The following is a 20,210-nucleotide window of genomic DNA, read 5'->3' as shown; positions in this document are numbered from 1 at the left end:
GCTATTGAGTGTGTTTCTTGATTATAGTTGTTCAAATTCAACTTGCAATTTACCATGTAAAAAACACCTTTAAATTTTCTTGATTTTTAAAGGTGTCTCCCGGATACCTTTATCGAATAAAGATATTGAAATCATACCTTTAAATTTTTGCGTTTTTTAAAGGTATCGTCTGGATACCCTTATTGGATAAAGGTATTAGCTTGAAACCTTTATGAAATAACGATATCATGCTCATACCTTTAAATTTAAAAAATTTTTAAAGGTATTTGGAGGTATTTCTATGTACAATAAAGATATTCCCCATAACAATCTTCCCCTTATTCCACCCGCGATTAATCTTGAAACGGTGCCCATACTAAAGAAAACCATCGCTGCCAATACTGCACTTGCTGAATGACGAGGCTGGGAAGTTACCCAATCAAATCCGCTTCTGCTATTACAGTCTATCGCACTTCAAGAAGCAAAAGCATCCAGTGAAATTGAAAATGTCGTAACAACGAATGATGAGTTGTACCAAGCATGATCAACACCAACAAATATAAATATTACACCTGCAGCCAAAGAGGTTATGCATTACAAAGAAGCCTTATGGTCTGGTTATCAAAAAATTAAGGAAGGCCATCCCCTTACCATTAATACATTTATTGAATTGTTCCAGATTGTCAAAGAACGTCAAGATGGAATTCGTTCAATACCTGGAACTTGCTTGAAGAACGGAGCAGGCGAAGTCATCTATACTCCACCGGATAACAAGTATGATATTCTTCGCCTTTTGGGCAACTTGGAAACCTTTATCAACGTGCATGATAAAGACGCTATCGATTCCCTCATAAAACTAGCTATCCTGCACGATCAATTTGAATGTATCCACCCGTTTCCAGATGGGAATGGCCGTGTAGGCCGTATTCTAAATGTACTCTATCTGGTTCAGGAACAATTACTAAACTTCCCTATTCTCTATCTATCGTGATATATCATCGAAAACAAGACAGAATACTATCGTGCCTTAAAAGGAGTAACCGAAAATCAAGATTGGGAGCGGTGGATTCTTTATGTGCTCGATTCCGTTGAACAGACAGCTAAAAACACTCTCAGCAAAGTAAAGGACATCTATACTAGCAGAGAAAGAATGGCCCAAGAAATCAAAAATAAGCTTCTCAGCATCTATTCCAAGGAATTGGTTGATCTTCTCTTTGAACAGCCTTACTGCAAGATTAGCTTTTTGGTCAGCCGTGACCTTGCAAAAGCGCAGACTGCTTCAAAATATTTGCGTCAGCTTCTCGAAGCAGGATTTCTAGATGTTCAGAGCATTGGCCGTGAAAAATATTATATCAATCGTCAATTGTGGGATATTCTAACCCGATAAAAAAACACGGTGAAAAATGATTGATTTCATTCTTTCACCGTGTTTTTTTCGTCCGTACCTTATGCCTTTTGCTTTTCTTCCAGATACAAGGGCAGGGTCACGACAATCTTCGTGCCGAAATGTTTGCGGCTTGTGAGGGTGATCGTGCCATGATGCTGCTCAATGATGTGTTTGACAATGGAAAGGCCTAAGCCCGTACCGCCAATACGCTTGCTGCGGCTTTCTTCGACCCGGTAAAAACGTTCAAAGACGCGGTCCTGTTTATCCTTGGGGATTCCGATACCCGTATCTTCGACGGTAAAAAGGAGGTCCCTGCCGGTTTCCGCTTTTTCCATCGTTACATAGACATGCCCACCAGGGCGATTGTATTTAACGGCGTTATCAACAAGGTTCAAGACCACTTCGCGCAGCATATCGGTGTGCCCCATGACCTTATCCTCCGTGAGCGTGAGATGGAGCTGGACCTTCTTATCTGCAAGCACGGGTTCCATAAAGCCCGCAATACTTTCCGTAATGGATTTGAGGCTTACGGCTACGGGCAGGTCCTGCGTTTCCGGGCCTTCGATCTTGGTGAGGAAGAGGATGCTGTTGATCAGTTTCAAAAGTCGCTTTGATTCCTTCACGATAAGGGCGCCAAAACGCGTCACGTCTTCCTTCTTTGCCACCATACCTGCCGCCATCATTTCCGCAAACCCCTGGATGCTTGTAAGCGGCGTCTTCAGTTCATGGGTGACGTTCGCGGTAAACTCGCGGCGCAGCTTTTCCTGCTCCCTGCTGATGCGCTCGATGGTCTTTTTATCTTCTTCCAGGGTATGGATATATTCCTGGATGGTACGGCTTTGTTCCGTGATTTTATCGACAAGGGGACTCAGCTCGGGGTACGTGGCCGGAAGTTTCGGAATATCCACTTCCTTATCTGCTGTCACAAGGGGTTTGGTCCCCATGACACGCATGTAATCGGCCGTCTCTGTAAGCGGCCGAAGAAGGCGCTTGGTCAGGTTCGTTGCAACAAAAAAACAGCAGCCGCCCATGAAGACGATAAAAATCAGGATATAAGGAATGAGACTGAAATAGGCCGCGTAAACCGTATCCTGGCGAATGGCTGCTCGCAGGACCGATCCGTTGGGCAGACGCCGCGCCGCATAGTACGTAATGTGGTCCAAGGTAGCGGACTGACGCGCAGCAACGCCGTCCACTTCCTTAAGGGCCCGCACAACTTCAGGGCGATTGCCATGATTTTCCATTTGGGCAGCGTTGTGATCTGTTTCATAAAGAACGCGCCCGTCGTGCCCAATCCACGTGAAGCGGAGACGATGATTGGAAGCCTCAGCTGTTTCCTCGATAAATTCAATGATATCATCTGTACGGTTGGCCTTGGCGGCAATGACCGTGACGGTGTCTTGAAGGACGGTCATGGTCTGCGCCCTAAGCGTCCGCCAAAAGCCGACAGTCAGGAAGAGAAGCGTCAAAAGGGCTGCACCAATCCCTATACCAATGAGGCTCAAAAAGATTTTCTTTTTCATGATTCTGGATCATCTATCCGGTATCCCACACCGCGGATTGTCTTGATGATCTGTCCTCCCTCACCGAGTTTCTGACGCAGGCTCTTGATATGCATGTCGATGGTGCGGCTTTCACCAGCGTAGGTAAATCCCCACACGGACTCCATGATCTGTTCCCGTTGGAGTACGATGCCTATATTCATCATAAGATAGTGGAGCAGTTCAAATTCCTTGGCCGTCAGCGTCACTTCTTCCCCATAGGATGAAACGGCATGCTTTAAAGGGTCCAAGGTGACAGGACCGCACGCCAGCGTCTCAGTAGGTTTCTCCACCCGGTGGGAACGGCGCAAAACGGCCCGGATCCTTGAAATCAGTTCCAAGATGCCAAAGGGTTTGGTGACATAGTCATCAGCACCAATGGTGAGACCCTTGACAACATCATATTCACTGGTCCGTGCTGTCAGCATGATGACCGGAAGATCTGCCGTCCTCCCCCTATGCCGGATCTTTCTAAGGATTTCGATTCCGCTTTCCCCCGGCAGCATAATATCAAGCAGCACCAGATCAGGGATCTTTTTTTCGAGGGCGTCGTAAAAAGCTTCCCCATCAGCAAATGTCTTTGTCTCAAACTGCTGGCTTTCCAGGGCATAAGCCACAAGTTCGCGGATGTTCTCATCATCTTCCACACAGTAGATACAAGGCATCGTCACCCCTCCTTTTTTCTTTATTATAATACGAAGGAGAAGTGGCGTCTCATTTTTTGTGTAAAAATTGTGTAAGAATAGAATACAATTTTTACACATAGCGAAAAAAAGAAGCCGCAGGAAAATGGAAATCCATTTTCCTGCGGCTTCTGCAGCTCCTTAACAGGAATTATTTCAGGCTGTCAGCAAGGATAGCATCACTTGCGCAGACAGCAACAACGTCAACGATATCGCTGACAGAGCAACCGCGGGACAGGTCGAGGATCGGTTTAGCCAGACCCTGAACCAGAGGCCCAAGGCAGGTAGCGCCGCTGAAGCGTTCAACCAGCTTGTAGCCAATGTTGGCAGCAGCAAGGTTCGGGAAGATGAGAACGTTGGCATGGCCAGCAACGCTGGAGCCAGGAGCTTTTCTTTCGCCAACTTCAGGAACAAGGGCAGCATCAGCTTGGAGTTCACCGTCGAAAGCAAAGTCAACGTTTCTTTGTTTCAGGATTTCAACAGCCTGCTGAACCTTATCAACGGATTCACCAGTGCCGGATCCCTTCGTGGAATAGGTCAGGAGAGCAACGCGGACATCTTTGATCCCCAAAGTGTAACGGGCACGGATAGCGCAGCTCGTAGCGATATCAGCAAGCTGTTCAGCCGTCGGATCAAGGATAACACCACAGTCACCAAAGACCAGTTTGCCGCCTTCACCAAGGTTGGTGTTGCTGAGGACGATAAAGCCGGAGCAAACGGTCTTGTTTCCAGGACGGACACCGATAACCTGAAGGCCAGCTTTGATAACGTCAGCAGAAGTACGGGTAGAACCGGAAACACACCCATCAGCATCGCCCATGGCAACCAGGCCGGCACCGAAGAAGGTCGTGTCCTTGGTCATGATTTCGCGGGCTTTGTCAACGGTCATGCCCTTCTTTTCACGGCGTTTTGCAAAATAAGCGCACAGTTCATCCATGCGTTCATAGGTTGCAGGGTTGATGATTTCAATGCCTTCAAAGGAGACACCCAGTCTCTTGGCATCACGGTTCAGCTGTTCAGGATCTCCAACAAGGATGATCTTGGCAAATCCTTCACGAGCAACAATGGCAGCTGCTTTAAGAGCTCTGTCAGAGTTGTTTTCCGGAAGAACGATTCTCTTTTGAATCGGTTTGACGCGAGATTTCAGATGATCAATAAAAGGCATTCCTAACCACTCCTATTTGTTTTTTGAATGAAGAGCTGGGCGCTCTACTTCTAATTTGACATTATATCACGTTTTGTAGATTTGTGCTTGTCCTTGGGACAATTTTTTCTTGAGGCCTCACAAAATCTTTACTTGTGAACTCCGCATCGTCTCCAAGGCCGCCTCATGGGAATGAGGGGTGACCCCAGCGCAGCAGCGGCTGTCAACAAGGACGGGCACTTCAGGCAGGGCCGCCTTGATGATAAGGGCATTGGAAATAACGCAGATATCCGTGCAAAGACCCACAAGCTCAACACTCTCGATGGTATCCCGCAATTTTCCAAGCCTTTCAGCAAGAGCAAGGGAGCCAAAAGTCTCCTTTTCCACTTTTTCCGCAGCAAGCCGCTCCGCCAGGCTCTCCAGTTCCGGCACAAGGCGATGACCCGCGGTTCCTTTGATGCAATGCGGTACAGGAAGGATTCTGCCTTCCTGCGTTTTGAGATAATCATCCCCATGGGTATCGAGGGTAAAAATGACCGTTCCATCAAAATGGGCGGCTTTTTCTGCCACACGGGGCACTATGGCTCGGGCTTCCTTGGTTCCAAGACTTCCAGAAACAAAATCTTCCTGCATATCGACAACAATCAGGACCTTTTTCTTCATGACCAGTCTCCTTCATGCTTTTGCACCATTATACCATGGGAGACGCCGGTCCTTTTGCTGCCTGTCTTGTCACCGTGATCCTTCATTTTGTTTCTTTGGTTCTTCAAACGTCTCTGCCGCCTCCTTAAGGAATTTTCGAATCGTCAAGTGCTGGGGACAGACATGCTCACAAGCGCCGCAAAAAATGCAGTCACTGGCCTTTCCTGCATTTGCCGTCACGACATTTTCATAGTAAAAATTGGCATTGCGATTGTTGAAGACACGCATGGAATTGAGAAGGGAAAAAATATCTGGGATAGGAATCTTCTTCGGGCAGTGATTTTCTTCGATACAGTAGCGGCACGCCGTACAGGGGACAGCATCAAGCTTACTGAAGACTTCGACAACGCCGTCAAGGGTCCTCTTTTCTTCATTCGTAAGAGGTTTGAAATCCTTCATGAAAGACGTATTGTCCGCCACCTGGGAAAGCGTACTCATGCCCGATAAAACCATGAAAATTCCCTCATGGCCTGCCACGAAACGAATGGCATAGCTTGCATTCGACGCCTTGGGAAAGACGCCCTGCTGGAGGGTATCAAGAAGATGCTGCGCCTTTGGCGGCAGTTTTACAAGGCTCCCGCCCTTGACAGGTTCCATGACAATCACAGGTTTGTGGAAGCGGAGACATGTCTCATAAACCCGTCTTGCATCAACAGCAGCACTTTCCATATCAATATAGTTCATCTGGATTTGGACAAACTCAATATCCGGATGATCTCCCAAGATCCGTTCCAAGACCTCTGCCTTATCATGGAAAGAAAGGCCCACATGGCGAATCTTGCCTTCTTTTTTAAGGGCAAAAGCCGTCTCATAAGCATGACAGCGCTGAAACTTATCGTAGTTGCCAAGATTCTGGGCATGCATCAGGTAAAAATCAAAATAGCTGACGCCGCACCACTGGAGCTGTTTTTCAAAAAAAGGTCGGATATCTGATTCTTGATCAAAATAAGGGGCCGTGAGCTTGTTGGCAAGAAGATAGGCTTCCCGCGGATAGCGGCTCGTCAAGGCCTCGTGGAGCGCTAGTTCCGATTCACCATTAAGATAAGGATGGGCCGTATCAAAGTAATTGAATCCTTCCGCCAGAAAAAGATCCACCATCTTTGAAAAAGCTGGAATATCAACCTTCTCCCCTATCATGGGAAGGCGCATAGCTCCAAAGCCAAGCTTTTTCTTCACTTCCGGAAATCCTGTCTGCATTGTCATCCCTCTCTTTCTAAGAGTGCTTTTTTTCATAAAAAACCTGCTTCTTGCCTATTATTTTACAATGAGGAAAATAGAAAAGAAAGAATAAAAAGCATCGAAGGGACGCGAAAAAGGGCCCTTTCCGAAAGGTATTCCCTTAAGGAAAAGACCCTTTTGCCCCGCTTTATGCTGAATAAGGAGCTATTTTTCCCCCCTGTCACCAAGGGTGAGTCCAAAGTTTTTTTCTCCCCGCGCTTCATCCTAAACGGCAAAAGTAAGCCTCATCTGGTGCCACACGACATTCCCGTGGGTTGAACCCGAAACGCCCTCATCGACAAAACCAAAACGGGCATAGTAATGGATCAGTCGTTTTTTGCAGGTAAGGACAAGGCCCTTGCGGCCTTCCTCGCGGGCCTGTTCAATAAAAGCCTTAAGGACCTTTGCAGCAAGCCCCTGATGCTGATAATCTGGATCCGTATCAAGTCCAAAGATCATCTGCCAGGCACCATTTTCATCATGCATGGTCGCCGTTTCATACATTTCATCCGTAAGATCTCTTTCATCCGTCACAAAACCATTGACAAACGAAACCAGACGGGATCCATCGAATAAGAGCAAAAAATGATTTGGGTAGACCGCAACCCGGTCCCTCACGGAAGCCTCCGTCGCCGCCTCTGCCTTGGGAAAACAGCGTGCCTCAAGGGCCGCAATGGCCGCAGCATCTTCTTTTGTCGCCTTTTTCAGTTCCATATCAAGATCCTTTCTTACGGGCATTAGGCCCGTCCTTCTTCTTGTTTCTTCTTCAATATATCGATGATGGTCTTTTCCGTCTCCACCATTCCAGGGGAAGCGATGAGGCCCATATTGCGCATGGTTTCTTCTGCTGTTTTACCATTGATTCCATGGTTACTGAAGATATAGCGTCCCCGCATGGCAAGTTCTGCCGATGTGAACGAAAGTTCTACTGCTGTAATGCCCTTCATGATACACCCTTGGTTGCCCCCATCGCAAATCATGCCTGTAATGGAACTTGCCATGTTACTGATTGCTTTTTGGATTTCGTCATGGCCACCGCCCATGAGATAGACAAGTCCACAGGCAGCTCCCGTCCCCGCTGCTATGGCACAGCCACAGAAGGCCGAGAGTTTTCCCGAGTATTCTTTGATGTACATACAGATAAGATAACTAAGGCAAATAGAACGAAGAAGGACCTCTTCCGTTAAATTCTGCACTTGCTGATAGGCATATAAAGGCATGGTCGCCATAATTCCATGGGCTCCTGAACCAGTAATGCTCATAGCAGGAAGATTAAGTCCAATCACACGGGCTTCAATAGCTGCATTGCAAAACAAGTTGGCGGTTCGAATGGCATCCTCCGAAACTAGTTTATTATCATTCATGGCTTTTAAAGTCCGTGCAAAAGTTGTCTGCTGATTCCGGAGAGCTTCCTCAGCCAAAGCCCGATTCATGGTCACCGCCTCTTTCACAAAGGCGATTTCTTCATAGGGTACGGTCTTTATGTAGTCCAGTATGTCCTCTATGCTGCAGCGATGGATGAGGGGAATTTCATTTCCTTCTGCCTGAGCAAGATTGTCCGCTGAATAAACGGCCTTTCCGTCTTCTTTTATTTCTACCACATGAGTATGGGCATCGCGAATCACGACTTCCGCCTCATGAGTTTTCCCCATGACTACTGCACGAATCTCGATGCGGCTTGTAATACGATTCATAATGACATCAATGATACCATTTTTGACAAGCCCTTCTGCTTTCTTGACATCTTCTTCCGTTACACCATCAAGACAGAGGAGTTCCTTTTGCGGATCTGCCGCAACTAAACCAAGGGCCGCGGCAAAATCATTTCCTACATGGGTTGTATTGGGGATACCACAAGTAAAAGCATTCTTATAAAGCCCGCTCGTCAGGTGAAGGACGACCCTTGTCACTTCTTCAGGCAGATGGTTCCGGGCCAACGCTACAGCAAAGGCAATTGCTGCCGGTTCAGTTACACCTAAAGCAGGTTTCATATCTTCTTTGATCAGTCTCGTCAATGCATGCATAAGGCTTCGATCCTTTCTGAAAGTACAGCCATGATAATACCACAAGGTCACCACAGAAGAAACCCGCAAAAGAGAAATCACACACTTTTGCGGGTAGGGGGTAAACTATTTGAGACAATCTTTGAGAGATAAAGTTTTGCTTCCATCCTCTAAAATCATGCAAGGAATGCCAAGACGCTGAGTTCCACAAATATCCTTATAAAGTGCATCTGTTTCACGAAGTGTCAAGTATTCCTTAAGTCCGGCATGACTTCCTAAAATGTCAACAAAATCAACTTCATACCCCTTTTCTGCAAGAACATGAAGCGCATAGAGGGTATCGAAACACTGATGACTACCAATTACTTTGATTTGCATTATGATTCTCCTTTCAAAGCTCAGCCAGCCTATTCAGAACAGCCGCAGCCATTATCATGCTTTTTATCCATCCAATTTTTTCCTTCGACCATACGGGTAATCATCATAGAAGCAACAGTGTCACCACTGGCATTGAGGCATGTCGCCATAGGATCGACAAGGTAACCGATCGTCGCAATGAGAGGAAAAGCTTCCTGAGGGAACCCAAACAGCGTCACAATAAGGAGTTCCCCAACAAGACCGCCTCCTGGTGCACCCGATAGGACAAAGGCACTTAAAATAGAAACAATGATGGCTTTGATGTACACATCAACCCTAACAAAAGGAATATTGAAGATACCAAAAAGAAACGCAATTTTGACGATAGAGGAAAGAACCGACCCGTCCATGTGCATCGTTGCACCCATAGGCAAGACAATGCCGTAAATATCTTCTGGAACGCCGATTTCTTCGCAGGCAATCATACTTGTCGGCAGTGTTGCATTGGAGCTTTGCGTACCAAAAGCCGTAATGGCAGGGTTCAGTATATTGCTCCAAAATGCGCGGACACCTCGTTTGCCGCCTGCATAATAAGCATATCCACTGAAGAAAATGACAAAATAGAACAGACACATGGGGTAATAAATAAGCATCGTCCGCCCATAATGACCAATAAGCTGAGGTCCATATTCTCCGACGAGATTAGCAAAATAAGCACCAAGACCGATTGGAGCAAGTTTCATGACCATATCAATGAGTGTCATGATAACACAGTTGATGTTAGCGATGACTTTTCCCAGAGGGGAATCCTGCCCGCCATTCATGGAAACCGCGACACCTGTAAAAATGGCGGCAATAATGCAGGGCAGCATATTGGAACGGCTAAAAATTTTGGGGAAATCATCCACGGTGAGTGTTTTGACGAGCATTTCCCCAGCGGAAATCGGTTTTGCAAGTTCAACGCCCTGCATGGAAACCTGAACACCACTAGCTGGCGGAAATACATTAACTACAATGAGAACAACAGCAGCGGCGAAAAGACCAGTCGTTACAAATGTGAGAATAAGACTTCCCAAGATTTTTCCTAATCGTTTAAGGTTCAGCATACTGCCGACGGCATTGGCAATGGAGAAAAAGACCATAGGGGCGACAATTGTAAACATCAGATTAATGAAGATATCCCCCAAAGGTTTAAGGACTGCGGCCTGTTTTCCCCAGATAACACCAATGATGGCTCCGAGAAAAATTCCTCCCAAAAGAATTAGAGGAAAGCGATAGGACTTCCAAATCTCATTCTTGTTCATCTTGTTCATCTTGTTCTCCCTTTCTCTTTCAGCTTTTCGCCATCTTCCCCCTCGATTCAAAGACAACGAAAATAGATCAGCATATAATTGGCTTGAGTATATATGGATGAATAGATATTGAATGTTTATTTACGAATTTTTTCTACAGCCCTTTTCAGCTGCCCCAACGCTTTTTCCAAGGTCTTCCGCGGACAAGCCACATTAAGACGCATATAACCACTTAAAGAGCGGCCAAAAGAATGACCAGGATTGAGTCCTAGTTTTGCCTGATGAATGAAGAAATCCACCAGTTCATCATTCGTCATATGAAGATCGCGGCAATCAAGCCACATAAGATACGTTGCATCCGGAAGATTCGGTTTGATTTCAGGAATATATTTTTCACAATAAGAACGAACGTAATCAAAATTGTCCGAAATGTAGGCAAGAAGCTGTTCCAACCACTCTTCACCTTCACGATAGGCAGCCTCCATAGCCACGGAACTAAAAGCATTGTTGCGGTGAATATCCATGCTTGACCAATATGTATCAAAGCGGGCTTTCATATTCGTGTCAGGGAAAATTGTTGTTGATGCCTGAAGTCCAGCTAGATTAAAGGTTTTTGTTGCCGATACGCAGGTAATGATGTGATCCTTATAAAAGGGAGCCGCAAGAACCGTCGGAGTATGTTTTTTACCATGGAAAATAAGGTCGGAATGGATTTCATCAGAAACAACGATAAGTCCGTATTTTTGGCAAATTTTCATCATCTTCTGGATATCTTCCGGTGTCCAAACAATACCCAAAGGATTATGCGGATTACAGAAAAGGAACATCTTAGCGTCTTTTGCTTTTTTTTCAAAATCCTCAAAATCAACGGTCCACCCTGTTTCAGTACGGATCATCTGCGTTTCCGCTACAGTTCGTCCCGTATGTTCCGTGATATCATAGAACTCAGAATAAACTGGCGTCTGGAACAGGATATGGTCTCCTTTTTTCGTAAAAAGCTTGATTAAAGAAGCCATCGCGGGAACAACTCCGATGGCCCAACTCATAAGACGGGTATCAGGATTCCACTGATTGCGTTTTTCTTCCCATTCCCTAACAGCTTCAAAATAACTTGCAGGACGGGATGTATAGCCCCAAATCCCTTCTTCAGCCTTCTTTCTGCATGCATCGATGATGGGCTGAGCCGTGCGGAAATCCATATCCGCTACCCAAAGAGGAATCACATCCATGGTTCCAAAAACTTTTTCGCGCTCATCATACTTGGAAGAACGATTTTGACTCCGATCGATGACTTCATCAAAGTTGTATTTCATAAAAATGCCTCCTTATTCCTGTACTGCTACAACTTCAATCTCTACCTTTGCCCCTTTGGGAAGCGCCCCAACCTCAAAAGCCGCCCGGGCAGGGAATGGTTCCGCGAAATAAGTCCCATACACTTCATTCATGGCACCAAAATCAGCTATATCCGCTAAGAGGACTGTTGTTTTCACAACATGTTCCATACCAAGGCCGGCCCCTTGAAGAATTGCCTTGATGTTTTCAAGAGACTGACGGGTTTGTTTTTCTATAGATTCCGCGGGAAATTCTCCCGTTTGGGGATCAATGGGCAGCTGACCCGAAACATAAAGAATGGATCCTTTTGAAAGGATTCCCTGACTGTAAGGTCCAATGGCTTTAGGTGCCTTTTCGGTTCTTATTTCTTGTTTCATGATAGCCTCCTTGGTCTTTCTTGGTTGGCCTCATTATAGCTATATTTGAATTATTTAGAAAATTTTATCTTTCTCATAAAATGATAAATAATAATTCATTTTACTTCTTTACATGAGAAAAATGGTTGTTTTTTCCTTCATTTCCCTTTAAAATGAAAAAATCAATTGATTTCATTTTAAATTTGGATTTGTAGGAGATAGGCATGGAACCTCTTAAAGAAATTGGAAGCAAGATCAAATTCTACCGTATCCAGAAACATATGACCATCAAGGATTTGGCTGAATCCATCTGCAAAAGTCAAGCAACGCTCTATAAGTACGAAAAAGGGCAGATTGCGCTCGACCTATCCGTTCTCTATGACATAGCATCGGCGCTTTCTATCCCCGTGACAGCACTTCTTTATGAGCCGCCCCTTCCCAAAAAAGAAATGTCGGCAAGTATTGTGCCTGCTTTTTTTTCTGGCCTCACATCCTTTTATGCCTACACCTATGATGGAAGACAGAAGAAAATTCGTGAAAGTCTCATCGAGTGCATTCAAAAAGCTGAAGAGACCGATTCTAGTAACGGTCTCATTCCTTCCCCCTTTTTAGGAGAAGGGAGCTATCTCGTTAAAATGTATATGAATCTTCTCCAAGACGATAATGAACATCTTTGTGAGGATTCCTACTTAGGCCGTATGGTTCATTTTGGTGCCATCACAAACTTTATATTTCAAAATTGCAATGCCCGTCTGGACCAGTACATGATTTCTGTTCCCTCACCTTATATAGATAGCGAAACTAAATGGGGACTTGCATTTGGGATTTCCTCCCGGCCGCTCATGCCGACTGCTGGCAAGGTCCTGCTTTCAAAAGTAAGGATCCCCAAGACCAAGGAATTTGCCAAATCGCTAATCCTCACCAAGGAAGATTATCGCCTTATGAAACTCTATAACTATATGGTTGTTGTATAACAAAATCCAAAAAGGGACCTTCGAGAAGCCGCTGCTCTCGTAGGTCCCTTTTTCTATCATATTCTTTTCATCAATTCAGAGTCGTTCCAGCTATGCAGGGATAAAGTTTTCTATCACATTTTTCCCAAGCATTTATATGCATCAAGTAAAACTGCTTTTTCCTGAGCTGATCCATTCATCGATGGATGCTTTCTTGAAACGCCATTGCCGTCCAATTCGCACAGCCGGGATTCCCCTTCCCGACCGGATCCAAAAACGGACAGTTACGGAGCTTACCCCTAGATATTTCGCCACTTGTTCGATTGAAATCCATTGATCTTTAACGTCTGCCATGTATGACAATCCTCCAAATTCTCCAAATTCCTTTTCAGTATTACATAGAACGTGCACCAGAATCCCACTATTACAGTACCACACCGACACTTATTTTTCACTTCTCAATTTCTCACATTATTTTGTAATAAATTTTATTCAAAAAAATATTTACTCCATATCCTTGTTCAAAAAACAATGTTTTGGTCATTCAAATTTCTGTATGCCTATTTATTCTTTATTTTTTTGCAGGATTCATTATCTTTTATGCACGTTTTTTCTTTCTCCCCATCAAGTAAATCTCTTTCCTATCTGGTTATACCTGACACATCTTCTTGATTTTTCTAATCGCAGCGCCTCTTTTCATGGAAACGCCAAAGCGCTTCTTAATCTTCTCTTTATTTTACTAAACAAAGGGACCTTATTATTATACTATAGTTCGAATTATATGGGACTTTAAAAAAATTGAAAAATACGTTATGACAAATAAATATTACTTGCAATAACTTTTTCATCAAAAATCACGGTTAACCATGACTTTCTCAAAAAAAAGACCCCTCAAAGAAGGCGTTACCATCCTTCTTTGGGGAGTTCCTACCATAAGGAGAGCGGCAGCAAACTGCAAGCCGCCTATTCATCTCAACTAAAGTTGCTTTTTCCTGATTTGATCCATTCATCAATATCAGAGATTCGAAAACGCCACTGACGGCCAATACGAACAGCAGGGATGTCCTTTCCCGAGCGGATCCAGAAACGTATGGTCACGGCACTGATGCCAAGATATTCAGCAAGTTCCTCAATGGATATCCATTGTTTCTCAATCTTTGACATAGAGCATCCTCCTTTCCATGATTTAAGGGGATCATAGCCCCACATCGCATGCAGCAATCATTACATCAGGTTTATATTGCCATTTCAATTTGTTTTATTATATTAAATGTTGTTTATTGTCGTTTTATTTTTCAATATTTTTTCATTATCATTTTTTCTTTATGACGAATTTTTTTCCTCTTATTCCATTTATTCATAGCTCTTTTATTCTATGCATGAAAAATGAAGATTTCATGAAGATTGCCGTACTTAACATTTTTATTATCATGATTTTCTCATATTTCTTTTGATTTCTTTTATTTTTATCTCTTTTGTGTAAAAAAGGGGCCGTCCCTAAAGGGCCTCTGATCCAATCTATGGAAACAACAAAAGGTAAAAAATATAAGGGAAAAATTATTTATGGATGCATAAAAGAAGCGGAGCATCACTTTTTGTGCCCCGCACTCATCATCCTATACGAATCAACAGCCATTTTCAGACTGTCATACGAGTTCGCTTCTTCCAGATTCAATCCATTCGTCAATCTCTTCAATTCTGAAACGCCATTGACGGCCAATCCGGACAGCTGGAATATCCTTCCCAGAACGGATCCAAGAGCGAATGGTCACGGCACTGATGCCAAGATATTCTGACAGCTCTTCAATGGATATCCACTTATGATCAACCATTATCCCTCATCGCCTTTCTTCCATATTGGTGCTCATGATACAGCATCATGGGCATTATCGTTTTTTAGTACTTATTTCTTTCGACTGATATTATACTACAAGAAAAAATATAATAAAAGTCACATTTTTCTTACTTATTATCAAAAAAAACGCTAATATATGAAATTATAGACAAATATATGATATTTTCGCTCTTTTTATCCTTAATTCCTATTATTGATAAAAAGGGGACCCCCTTCGCTTCATGATGATCATTTAAGCTCCCAAGGGGTCCCTCTTTTTCGTCCTATTCTCCCGCCCTTATAGGCGGAAATATGTTCACATGGCGTTATTCAGCCGTTAAAATTACTTCTTCCCGATTGGATCCATTCATCGACATCCTCAATCTTGAAGCGCCACTGACGGCCAATCCGGACAGCTGGAATATCTTTTCCCGAACGAATCCAGAAACGAATGGTCACGGCACTGACATCAAGATATTCAGCAAGTTCTTCTATGGAAATCCACTTTTTTTGAATGTGAGACATGGTCAGCCTCTCCTTACACAAAATTTATGAGTGACTGCGAAGAGCCCGATGCGCATTTATGAGCAAATGGCAATCCTTTTGACCTCTTATTCATGGCCTATTCCGCACCCCAGCCAATCGTATGAAAAAGATGAGAATCAATCCCTGGCTCCCTTTATCGTTTCCGGATTCCAAGTGCCTGATCAAAAGGGATTCATCTTTTTTATGATTCTTCATATATTCTTCTTTTTCATCATCATATTCATTCTTTGCTGATTTAGATTATACTAAAATTTCAATTGCATGTAAATTTAGTGTTTTCTAATCGCGGTTATAAGCATTATCTTATAATTCAATAAAATTTTGATAGGATTTGCTGCTGTCTGCCTATATTTTATAATAACCCATCTTCAGGACATAAATACATTGTCTTCATGCGCAGGAAGGCCCTGCCCTTTCACAGGCAGAGCCTTCTTGCACATGAAAAAAGAGAAAAAACATTCAATCATCAAAACTGCTTTTTCCTGATTTGATCCACTCATCAATATCTTTGATCCGGAAGCGCCACTGTCGCCCCACCCTTCTTCCAGGCAGATTCTTTCCACTGCGCAGCCAGTAGCGGATCGTCACAGGACTGACGCCGATATATTCGGCCACTTCTTCAATATTGATCCAACGCTCTTTCTTATCATTCATAAACCCCTCGCAATCTACGGCCGCCAGAAGAAATCAGATCCGGGTCCTACCGCACTGCACGGTTCATCATTATGGAAGAGATGAATCCCCTACGACGCTTACCATTTTCCCATTTTGAATCTTAGTGCGATTTGTTTTTTGAATGATGATTTTTATCTTTCATTGAATGATTCTTATGTCAACTATATTATATAATAAGCATTTTATAATTTGAAGTTTTACTATTTATATCGCAATATCATTATCGTGTTAAGTATCAAATTTTACAGTATATAAGAAGGTATTGCTGTTATTTTCGGTTGGACAAAGAGCACTTCAAATGGCAGTCAACTCTTTTCCACACCCTTTCTAAAATCAACATTTGCAATTCCCGTCATTTTAGATTATAATCTTTCATATCCTTGTGTGACTTGACGCAGGGATCTTTATGCGGATGTGGCGGAATTGGCAGACGCGCTAGACTTAGGATTTAGTGTCTTCGACGTGCAGGTTCAAGTCCTGTCATCCGCACCAAAAAAAGGACCTATCGCTCTCGGCGACAGGTCCTTTTCCTTTTTTCAGTTACACCAACCGACGTTCATAGGGATCGCTGCTAATGCCCTTTTCCAAGATCTGTTTGGCCCATTCCTGGGCACAGAAAAGGGAGTGGTCCTTATAGTTACCGCATTCCTTTTCCTTCGTTCCTGGCACATCTTCCCATTTTGTTGTGACGATAAGTTCCAACGCTTCCTTGAGGGCTTTTGCCACATCCTCTGGATCATGGTGACCCCAGCACAGGAGATGGAAGCCCGTGCGGCAGCCAAAGGGAGAGCAGTCAAGATACCCTTTGATGCGGGGACGTAAGTAAAGAGCCAAAAGATGCTCCAAGGTGTGCATGCCCCCTGTAGGAATTTCTTCCTTGTTGGGTTGGGCCAGACGGACATCAAAATTGGAGACAATATCGCCGTGTTCCCCTTGTTCTTCCCCAATGAGACGTACATAGGGAGCGATGACCTTCGTATGGTCAAGGGTAAAGCTTTCAATGATGACTTTTTCCATGATTGTTCCTTTCCGCATCACCGCATAACGGCAAGAAGCCGTACGTAAATCAAAACTCCCCACCCTCTTTGAGGATAGGGAGCTTACAGTTGAAGTGGTGATCCACCCGGGATTCGAACCCGGGACACCCTGATTAAAAGTCAGGTGCTCTACCAACTGAGCTAGTGAATCATTGGCTTTTCACAGCCTTAATATTGTAACGGGTTTTTCCGCCTTTTGTCAAGGGGAAATTTCCCGTCCCTGCTTCAGTCTTCGAAGAAGGATTTGAGGGTAAAGGTTTGATCACGGTTCGGACCAACGGAAACAATACCGATTTCGACGCCAACTACTTCGCTCAGACGGTTCAAGTAAGCCTGCGCCTCCTGCGGCAGGTCATCATAGGAACGAACGCCGCTAATATCGCATTTCCAGCCCTTGAAGGTCTCGTAAACGGGTTTCGCCTTGGCCAGGACGGAAAGGTCAGCCGGAATGTATTTGATGGGTTTGCCGTCGATTTCCCAACCCGTGCACATCTTGATCTCATCCAGACCATCAAGGATGTCCAGACGCGTAATGGCAAGACTGTCCATGCTGTTGATGCGGGCTGCATATTTGACCATAAAGGCATCGAGCCAGCCGCAGCGGCGGGGACGGCCTGTAACGGTCCCAAATTCATGGCCCGTTTCCCTAAGGTACGTGCCAGGACCATCCGTATCAAAAAGTTCGCAGACAAAAGGACCTTCACCAACACGGGTCGTATACGCCTTGACAACACCGACTACATGGTCAATGAACCGAGGCCCTACGCCGCTGCCCGTAGCAGCATTGCCTGCCGTCGGATTGGAGCTTGTCACGTAAGGGAATGTCCCATAATCGATATCAAGGAACGTGGCTTGGGCACCTTCAAAAAGGACCTTCCTGCCTTCGTCAAAAAAGTCTCCCAAGGCGACACTCGTGTCACATACGTGGGGTCGGAGCGCTTCGGCATATTCGAGATAGGCTTTCAGCATCGGCTCGTAGGCCAGGGGTTCCGCCTTGTAATATTCCGTAAAAAGCTTGTTTTTTGCGGCCAAGGTCCGTTTCAGTTTTTCTGCAAGGACCTCTTTGTTCATAAGGTCACAGACACGAATCCCGGTACGGGCATACTTATCCATGTAACAAGGTCCGATCCCACCTTTGGTCGTCCCGATCTTGTTCGCTCCCAAGGCCAGTTCCTGCAGCTCATCCTGCTTTTCATGATAAGGGAAGACGACATGGGCCCGGTCACTGATGAGCAGATTCGTCGTATCAACGCCTTTGGCCTGCATGCCCCGGATTTCTTCCAAGACGACGCGGGGGTTGATAACAACGCCGTTACCCAAGATGCAGGTTTTGTCCTTATAGAGGATACCGCTTGGCAATAGTCTCAGTTTATAGGAAACATCATTGACAACAACCGTATGGCCTGCGTTGGAGCCGCCGGAATAACGGACCACCACATCGGCACGCTGGGCCAGAAAATCCACGATCTTGCCTTTTCCTTCATCGCCCCATTGGGAGCCAATTACAACGATAGATGACATAACGTTCTCCTTACCTAGATCTTACATCCCATAGCGGGCGTAGATATCATCAATGTGCTTAAGCATGTGTTTGGGTTCAAAGCAGGCTTCAATTTCTTCTTTCGTGAGGTATTTTTCGATATCCGGATCGGCTTCAACGTTGGTCTTGAAATCAGCCCCTTCAAGCCAGCGGGCCATGGCATTGCGCTGGACCCACTTGTAGGCATCCTCACGCAGGACGCCCTTGCCAACAAGAGCAACCAAGAGGTTCTGGCTGAAGATAAGACCGCCCGTCTTGTTGAGGTTGCGGATCATGGCATCAGGATAAACAAGGAGTTTGTCGAGAATATTGGTCATCTTGCGGAGCATATGGTCCAGAAGGATCGTGCTGTCCGGCAGGATGATCCGTTCCACAGAAGAATGGGAAATATCGCGTTCATGCCAAAGTGCCACATTTTCAAGGGCAGCCTGGGCGTTGCCGCGGAGCACACGGGCAAGGCCGCAGATCTTTTCGCACGTGATCGGATTGCGCTTGTGCGGCATGGCGGAAGACCCCTTCTGTCCGGGCGCAAAATATTCTTCTGCTTCGCGGATGTCCGTGCGCTGCAGGGCACGGATCTCCGTAGCCATTTTTTCAAGGGAAGCCCCGCAGACAGCAATAGTTGTCAGATAGAAGGCATGACGGTCACGCTGCACGACCTGGGTCGCCAGGCGAACCGGTTCCAGCCCCAGTTTTTCGCAGACATATTTTTCAACAAAGGAATCGATATTGGAATAAGTGCCGACAGCACCGCTGAGCTTACCGACAGAAATATATTTCTTTGCCAGTTCCAAGCGTTCGATGTTGCGTTCCGTTTCATCCATCCAAAGAAGGAATTTCAGGCCAAAGGTCATGGGCTCAGCATGGATCCCATGGGTTCTTCCCACACAGATCGTGTTCCGATAGGTCTGGGCCTGACGTTTCAGGACTTCATGGAGCTTCTTTTCCAGATCGATCAGAAGTTCGCAGGAATGCTTCATCATGACGCCCATGGCCGTATCCTTGACGTCACTGGACGTAAGCCCTTTATGGATATATTTGGAGGCATCGCCTACGTGTTCCGCTACATTGGTGAGCAGGGAAATGATATCGTGGTTTGTCACCTTTTCGATTTCATGGACCCGGTCCAGTTCAAAATCAGCCTTGGTCTGAATGTCATGAAGGGCATCATCGGGGACAATTCCCAATTTGTTCATGGCTTCACAGGCAAGGATCTCAACCTTGACCATGGTGCGGTCTTCATTTTCTTCCGTCCAGATGGACCCCATTTCTTTACCCGTATAACGTGGAATCACAGTACTTCCTCCTTAGCAAAATGCTTCCTGTAACATTGCATGACAATACAGCGCGCCGTTATCGCCGCCCTCTCATTGTATCATTTTTCCGAACGAGTCGCAATGACTTCTCATATAAGAAAGGGACTTTCCTTGACTCTTCTTAGGATAAGAATAGAGGAAAATCTCCGAAAGATGAAGGCTGGGCTTGCTTTCCAGAGGCGCAAGCCCGTCTTTCATTTTTTCTGAACATAAAATGGTTTTTTCCATAAAATCGTTCACATTATAAAGCCCAAAAAAAGAGGTTCTATAATTTATTTTGGGGCGCTAAAGTGACCGTCCAGATTCGTGTCCTCT

At 45.0% G+C, this 20,210-nt stretch carries 23 protein-coding genes and 2 tRNA genes; 5 read left to right on the top strand and 20 right to left on the bottom strand.

All coding sequences use genetic code 11. From position 1 onward, the window contains the following. Positions 1-430 precede the first annotated feature (430 nt). From QZQ08_RS09770 to QZQ08_RS07920, 3 genes are all read left to right on the top strand, one after another. A complete protein-coding gene (locus tag QZQ08_RS09770) occupies positions 431-523 on the top strand; it encodes a Fic/DOC family N-terminal domain-containing protein (protein WP_366140888.1) in 93 nt (30 codons plus the stop codon). Positions 524-568: 45 nt separating this feature from the next. Beyond that, on the top strand, positions 569-970 hold the full coding sequence (locus QZQ08_RS07925) for a Fic family protein (protein WP_296330493.1): 402 nt from the start codon (positions 569-571) through the stop codon (positions 968-970). Between the two features lie 159 nt (positions 971-1,129). Further along, positions 1,130-1,366 carry a hypothetical protein gene (locus QZQ08_RS07920; protein ID WP_296330490.1) on the top strand — a complete coding sequence of 79 codons (237 nt, stop codon included), beginning with the start codon at positions 1,130-1,132 and terminating at the stop codon, positions 1,364-1,366. Positions 1,367-1,425: 59 nt separating this feature from the next. On the opposite strand, the gene QZQ08_RS07915 is transcribed toward QZQ08_RS07920, so the two are convergent. From QZQ08_RS07915 to QZQ08_RS07865, 11 genes are all read right to left on the bottom strand, one after another. Continuing rightward, positions 1,426-2,889, bottom strand: a complete 1,464-nt coding sequence (locus QZQ08_RS07915; protein ID WP_296330487.1) for an ATP-binding protein — start codon at positions 2,887-2,889, stop codon at positions 1,426-1,428. Then, the gene (locus tag QZQ08_RS07910) at positions 2,886-3,572 is read right to left on the bottom strand and encodes a response regulator transcription factor (RefSeq protein ID WP_296330485.1); all 687 of its coding nucleotides are present in this window, start codon (positions 3,570-3,572) and stop codon (positions 2,886-2,888) included. The genes QZQ08_RS07915 and QZQ08_RS07910 overlap by 4 nt, the downstream gene beginning before the upstream one ends. 169 nt (positions 3,573-3,741) lie before the next feature. Beyond that, the gene (gene pta / locus QZQ08_RS07905; RefSeq protein WP_009014612.1) at positions 3,742-4,755 is read right to left on the bottom strand and encodes a phosphate acetyltransferase; all 1,014 of its coding nucleotides are present in this window, start codon (positions 4,753-4,755) and stop codon (positions 3,742-3,744) included. A gap of 117 nt (positions 4,756-4,872) precedes the next feature. Beyond that, the gene (locus QZQ08_RS07900; protein WP_296330479.1) at positions 4,873-5,397 is read right to left on the bottom strand and encodes a cysteine hydrolase family protein; all 525 of its coding nucleotides are present in this window, start codon (positions 5,395-5,397) and stop codon (positions 4,873-4,875) included. A gap of 69 nt (positions 5,398-5,466) precedes the next feature. Then, positions 5,467-6,633, bottom strand: a complete 1,167-nt coding sequence (locus QZQ08_RS07895; protein WP_297898997.1) for an aldo/keto reductase — start codon at positions 6,631-6,633, stop codon at positions 5,467-5,469. 246 nt (positions 6,634-6,879) lie between these two features. Beyond that, the gene (locus QZQ08_RS07890; RefSeq protein WP_296359549.1) at positions 6,880-7,368 is read right to left on the bottom strand and encodes a GNAT family N-acetyltransferase; all 489 of its coding nucleotides are present in this window, start codon (positions 7,366-7,368) and stop codon (positions 6,880-6,882) included. Positions 7,369-7,391: 23 nt separating this feature from the next. Then, the gene (locus QZQ08_RS07885) at positions 7,392-8,678 is read right to left on the bottom strand and encodes a serine dehydratase subunit alpha family protein (RefSeq protein ID WP_297898999.1); all 1,287 of its coding nucleotides are present in this window, start codon (positions 8,676-8,678) and stop codon (positions 7,392-7,394) included. A 105-nt stretch (positions 8,679-8,783) separates the two neighbouring features. Further along, positions 8,784-9,035, bottom strand: a complete 252-nt coding sequence (locus QZQ08_RS07880; RefSeq protein ID WP_296330465.1) for a glutaredoxin — start codon at positions 9,033-9,035, stop codon at positions 8,784-8,786. A 29-nt stretch (positions 9,036-9,064) separates the two neighbouring features. Then, positions 9,065-10,318: a dicarboxylate/amino acid:cation symporter gene (locus QZQ08_RS07875; protein WP_366140890.1), complete on the bottom strand. Its 1,254-nt coding sequence runs from the start codon at positions 10,316-10,318 to the stop codon at positions 9,065-9,067. A gap of 125 nt (positions 10,319-10,443) precedes the next feature. Continuing rightward, the gene (locus QZQ08_RS07870) at positions 10,444-11,619 is read right to left on the bottom strand and encodes a MalY/PatB family protein (protein ID WP_296330460.1); all 1,176 of its coding nucleotides are present in this window, start codon (positions 11,617-11,619) and stop codon (positions 10,444-10,446) included. A 12-nt stretch (positions 11,620-11,631) separates the two neighbouring features. Then, positions 11,632-12,015 carry a RidA family protein gene (locus QZQ08_RS07865; protein WP_296330457.1) on the bottom strand — a complete coding sequence of 128 codons (384 nt, stop codon included), beginning with the start codon at positions 12,013-12,015 and terminating at the stop codon, positions 11,632-11,634. Positions 12,016-12,218: 203 nt separating this feature from the next. On the opposite strand from QZQ08_RS07865, the gene QZQ08_RS07860 reads away from it, so the two are divergent. Then, the gene (locus QZQ08_RS07860) at positions 12,219-12,968 is read left to right on the top strand and encodes a helix-turn-helix domain-containing protein (protein WP_296330454.1); all 750 of its coding nucleotides are present in this window, start codon (positions 12,219-12,221) and stop codon (positions 12,966-12,968) included. Positions 12,969-13,109: 141 nt separating this feature from the next. Here QZQ08_RS07860 and QZQ08_RS07855 read toward each other — a convergent pair whose 3' ends face one another. From QZQ08_RS07855 to QZQ08_RS07835, 5 genes are all read right to left on the bottom strand, one after another. Beyond that, a complete protein-coding gene (locus tag QZQ08_RS07855) occupies positions 13,110-13,301 on the bottom strand; it encodes a helix-turn-helix domain-containing protein (RefSeq protein WP_021736523.1) in 192 nt (63 codons plus the stop codon). 618 nt (positions 13,302-13,919) lie between these two features. Then, a complete protein-coding gene (locus QZQ08_RS07850) occupies positions 13,920-14,111 on the bottom strand; it encodes a helix-turn-helix domain-containing protein (protein WP_296330447.1) in 192 nt (63 codons plus the stop codon). 482 nt (positions 14,112-14,593) lie between these two features. Next, positions 14,594-14,779: a helix-turn-helix domain-containing protein gene (locus tag QZQ08_RS07845; protein WP_016459399.1), complete on the bottom strand. Its 186-nt coding sequence runs from the start codon at positions 14,777-14,779 to the stop codon at positions 14,594-14,596. 332 nt (positions 14,780-15,111) lie between these two features. Then, positions 15,112-15,306: a helix-turn-helix domain-containing protein gene (locus QZQ08_RS07840; RefSeq protein ID WP_296330435.1), complete on the bottom strand. Its 195-nt coding sequence runs from the start codon at positions 15,304-15,306 to the stop codon at positions 15,112-15,114. 480 nt (positions 15,307-15,786) lie between these two features. Next, positions 15,787-15,981 carry a helix-turn-helix domain-containing protein gene (locus tag QZQ08_RS07835; protein ID WP_296330431.1) on the bottom strand — a complete coding sequence of 65 codons (195 nt, stop codon included), beginning with the start codon at positions 15,979-15,981 and terminating at the stop codon, positions 15,787-15,789. A 429-nt stretch (positions 15,982-16,410) separates the two neighbouring features. On the opposite strand from QZQ08_RS07835, the gene QZQ08_RS07830 reads away from it, so the two are divergent. After that, positions 16,411-16,494 (top strand) — tRNA-Leu (locus tag QZQ08_RS07830). A 48-nt stretch (positions 16,495-16,542) separates the two neighbouring features. On the opposite strand, the gene QZQ08_RS07825 is transcribed toward QZQ08_RS07830, so the two are convergent. The 4 genes from QZQ08_RS07825 to purB form a co-directional block, all read right to left on the bottom strand. Then, positions 16,543-17,019: an S-ribosylhomocysteine lyase gene (locus QZQ08_RS07825; RefSeq protein ID WP_296330428.1), complete on the bottom strand. Its 477-nt coding sequence runs from the start codon at positions 17,017-17,019 to the stop codon at positions 16,543-16,545. A 95-nt stretch (positions 17,020-17,114) separates the two neighbouring features. Then, positions 17,115-17,190 (bottom strand) — tRNA-Lys (locus QZQ08_RS07820). Positions 17,191-17,264: 74 nt separating this feature from the next. Then, on the bottom strand, positions 17,265-18,560 hold the full coding sequence (locus QZQ08_RS07815; protein ID WP_296330427.1) for an adenylosuccinate synthase: 1,296 nt from the start codon (positions 18,558-18,560) through the stop codon (positions 17,265-17,267). Positions 18,561-18,581: 21 nt separating this feature from the next. Further along, on the bottom strand, positions 18,582-19,874 hold the full coding sequence (purB, locus tag QZQ08_RS07810) for an adenylosuccinate lyase (protein ID WP_296330424.1): 1,293 nt from the start codon (positions 19,872-19,874) through the stop codon (positions 18,582-18,584). Positions 19,875-20,210: the final 336 nt, after the last annotated feature.

The organism is uncultured Acidaminococcus sp. (genome assembly GCA_900538365.1).
Taxonomy (GTDB): domain Bacteria; phylum Bacillota; class Negativicutes; order Acidaminococcales; family Acidaminococcaceae; genus Acidaminococcus.
The sequence above is the reverse complement of the archived record's forward strand: the minus strand, read 5'-3'. Positions and strand labels throughout refer to the sequence as shown.

Coding starts and splice junctions, on each gene's coding strand:
- QZQ08_RS07925 (WP_296330493.1), top strand. CDS start 569: ATGCATTACAAAGAAGCCTTATGGTCTGGTTATCAAAAAATTAAGGAA.
- QZQ08_RS07920 (WP_296330490.1), top strand. CDS start 1,130: ATGGCCCAAGAAATCAAAAATAAGCTTCTCAGCATCTATTCCAAGGAA.
- QZQ08_RS07915 (WP_296330487.1), bottom strand. CDS start 2,889: ATGAAAAAGAAAATCTTTTTGAGCCTCATTGGTATAGGGATTGGTGCA.
- QZQ08_RS07910 (WP_296330485.1), bottom strand. CDS start 3,572: ATGCCTTGTATCTACTGTGTGGAAGATGATGAGAACATCCGCGAACTT.
- pta (WP_009014612.1), bottom strand. CDS start 4,755: ATGCCTTTTATTGATCATCTGAAATCTCGCGTCAAACCGATTCAAAAG.
- QZQ08_RS07900 (WP_296330479.1), bottom strand. CDS start 5,397: ATGAAGAAAAAGGTCCTGATTGTTGTCGATATGCAGGAAGATTTTGTT.
- QZQ08_RS07895 (WP_297898997.1), bottom strand. CDS start 6,633: ATGCAGACAGGATTTCCGGAAGTGAAGAAAAAGCTTGGCTTTGGAGCT.
- QZQ08_RS07890 (WP_296359549.1), bottom strand. CDS start 7,368: ATGGAACTGAAAAAGGCGACAAAAGAAGATGCTGCGGCCATTGCGGCC.
- QZQ08_RS07885 (WP_297898999.1), bottom strand. CDS start 8,678: ATGCATGCATTGACGAGACTGATCAAAGAAGATATGAAACCTGCTTTA.
- QZQ08_RS07880 (WP_296330465.1), bottom strand. CDS start 9,035: ATGCAAATCAAAGTAATTGGTAGTCATCAGTGTTTCGATACCCTCTAT.
- QZQ08_RS07875 (WP_366140890.1), bottom strand. CDS start 10,318: ATGAACAAGAATGAGATTTGGAAGTCCTATCGCTTTCCTCTAATTCTT.
- QZQ08_RS07870 (WP_296330460.1), bottom strand. CDS start 11,619: ATGAAATACAACTTTGATGAAGTCATCGATCGGAGTCAAAATCGTTCT.
- QZQ08_RS07865 (WP_296330457.1), bottom strand. CDS start 12,015: ATGAAACAAGAAATAAGAACCGAAAAGGCACCTAAAGCCATTGGACCT.
- QZQ08_RS07860 (WP_296330454.1), top strand. CDS start 12,219: ATGGAACCTCTTAAAGAAATTGGAAGCAAGATCAAATTCTACCGTATC.
- QZQ08_RS07855 (WP_021736523.1), bottom strand. CDS start 13,301: ATGGCAGACGTTAAAGATCAATGGATTTCAATCGAACAAGTGGCGAAA.
- QZQ08_RS07850 (WP_296330447.1), bottom strand. CDS start 14,111: ATGTCAAAGATTGAGAAACAATGGATATCCATTGAGGAACTTGCTGAA.
- QZQ08_RS07845 (WP_016459399.1), bottom strand. CDS start 14,779: ATGGTTGATCATAAGTGGATATCCATTGAAGAGCTGTCAGAATATCTT.
- QZQ08_RS07840 (WP_296330435.1), bottom strand. CDS start 15,306: ATGTCTCACATTCAAAAAAAGTGGATTTCCATAGAAGAACTTGCTGAA.
- QZQ08_RS07835 (WP_296330431.1), bottom strand. CDS start 15,981: ATGAATGATAAGAAAGAGCGTTGGATCAATATTGAAGAAGTGGCCGAA.
- QZQ08_RS07825 (WP_296330428.1), bottom strand. CDS start 17,019: ATGGAAAAAGTCATCATTGAAAGCTTTACCCTTGACCATACGAAGGTC.
- QZQ08_RS07815 (WP_296330427.1), bottom strand. CDS start 18,560: ATGTCATCTATCGTTGTAATTGGCTCCCAATGGGGCGATGAAGGAAAA.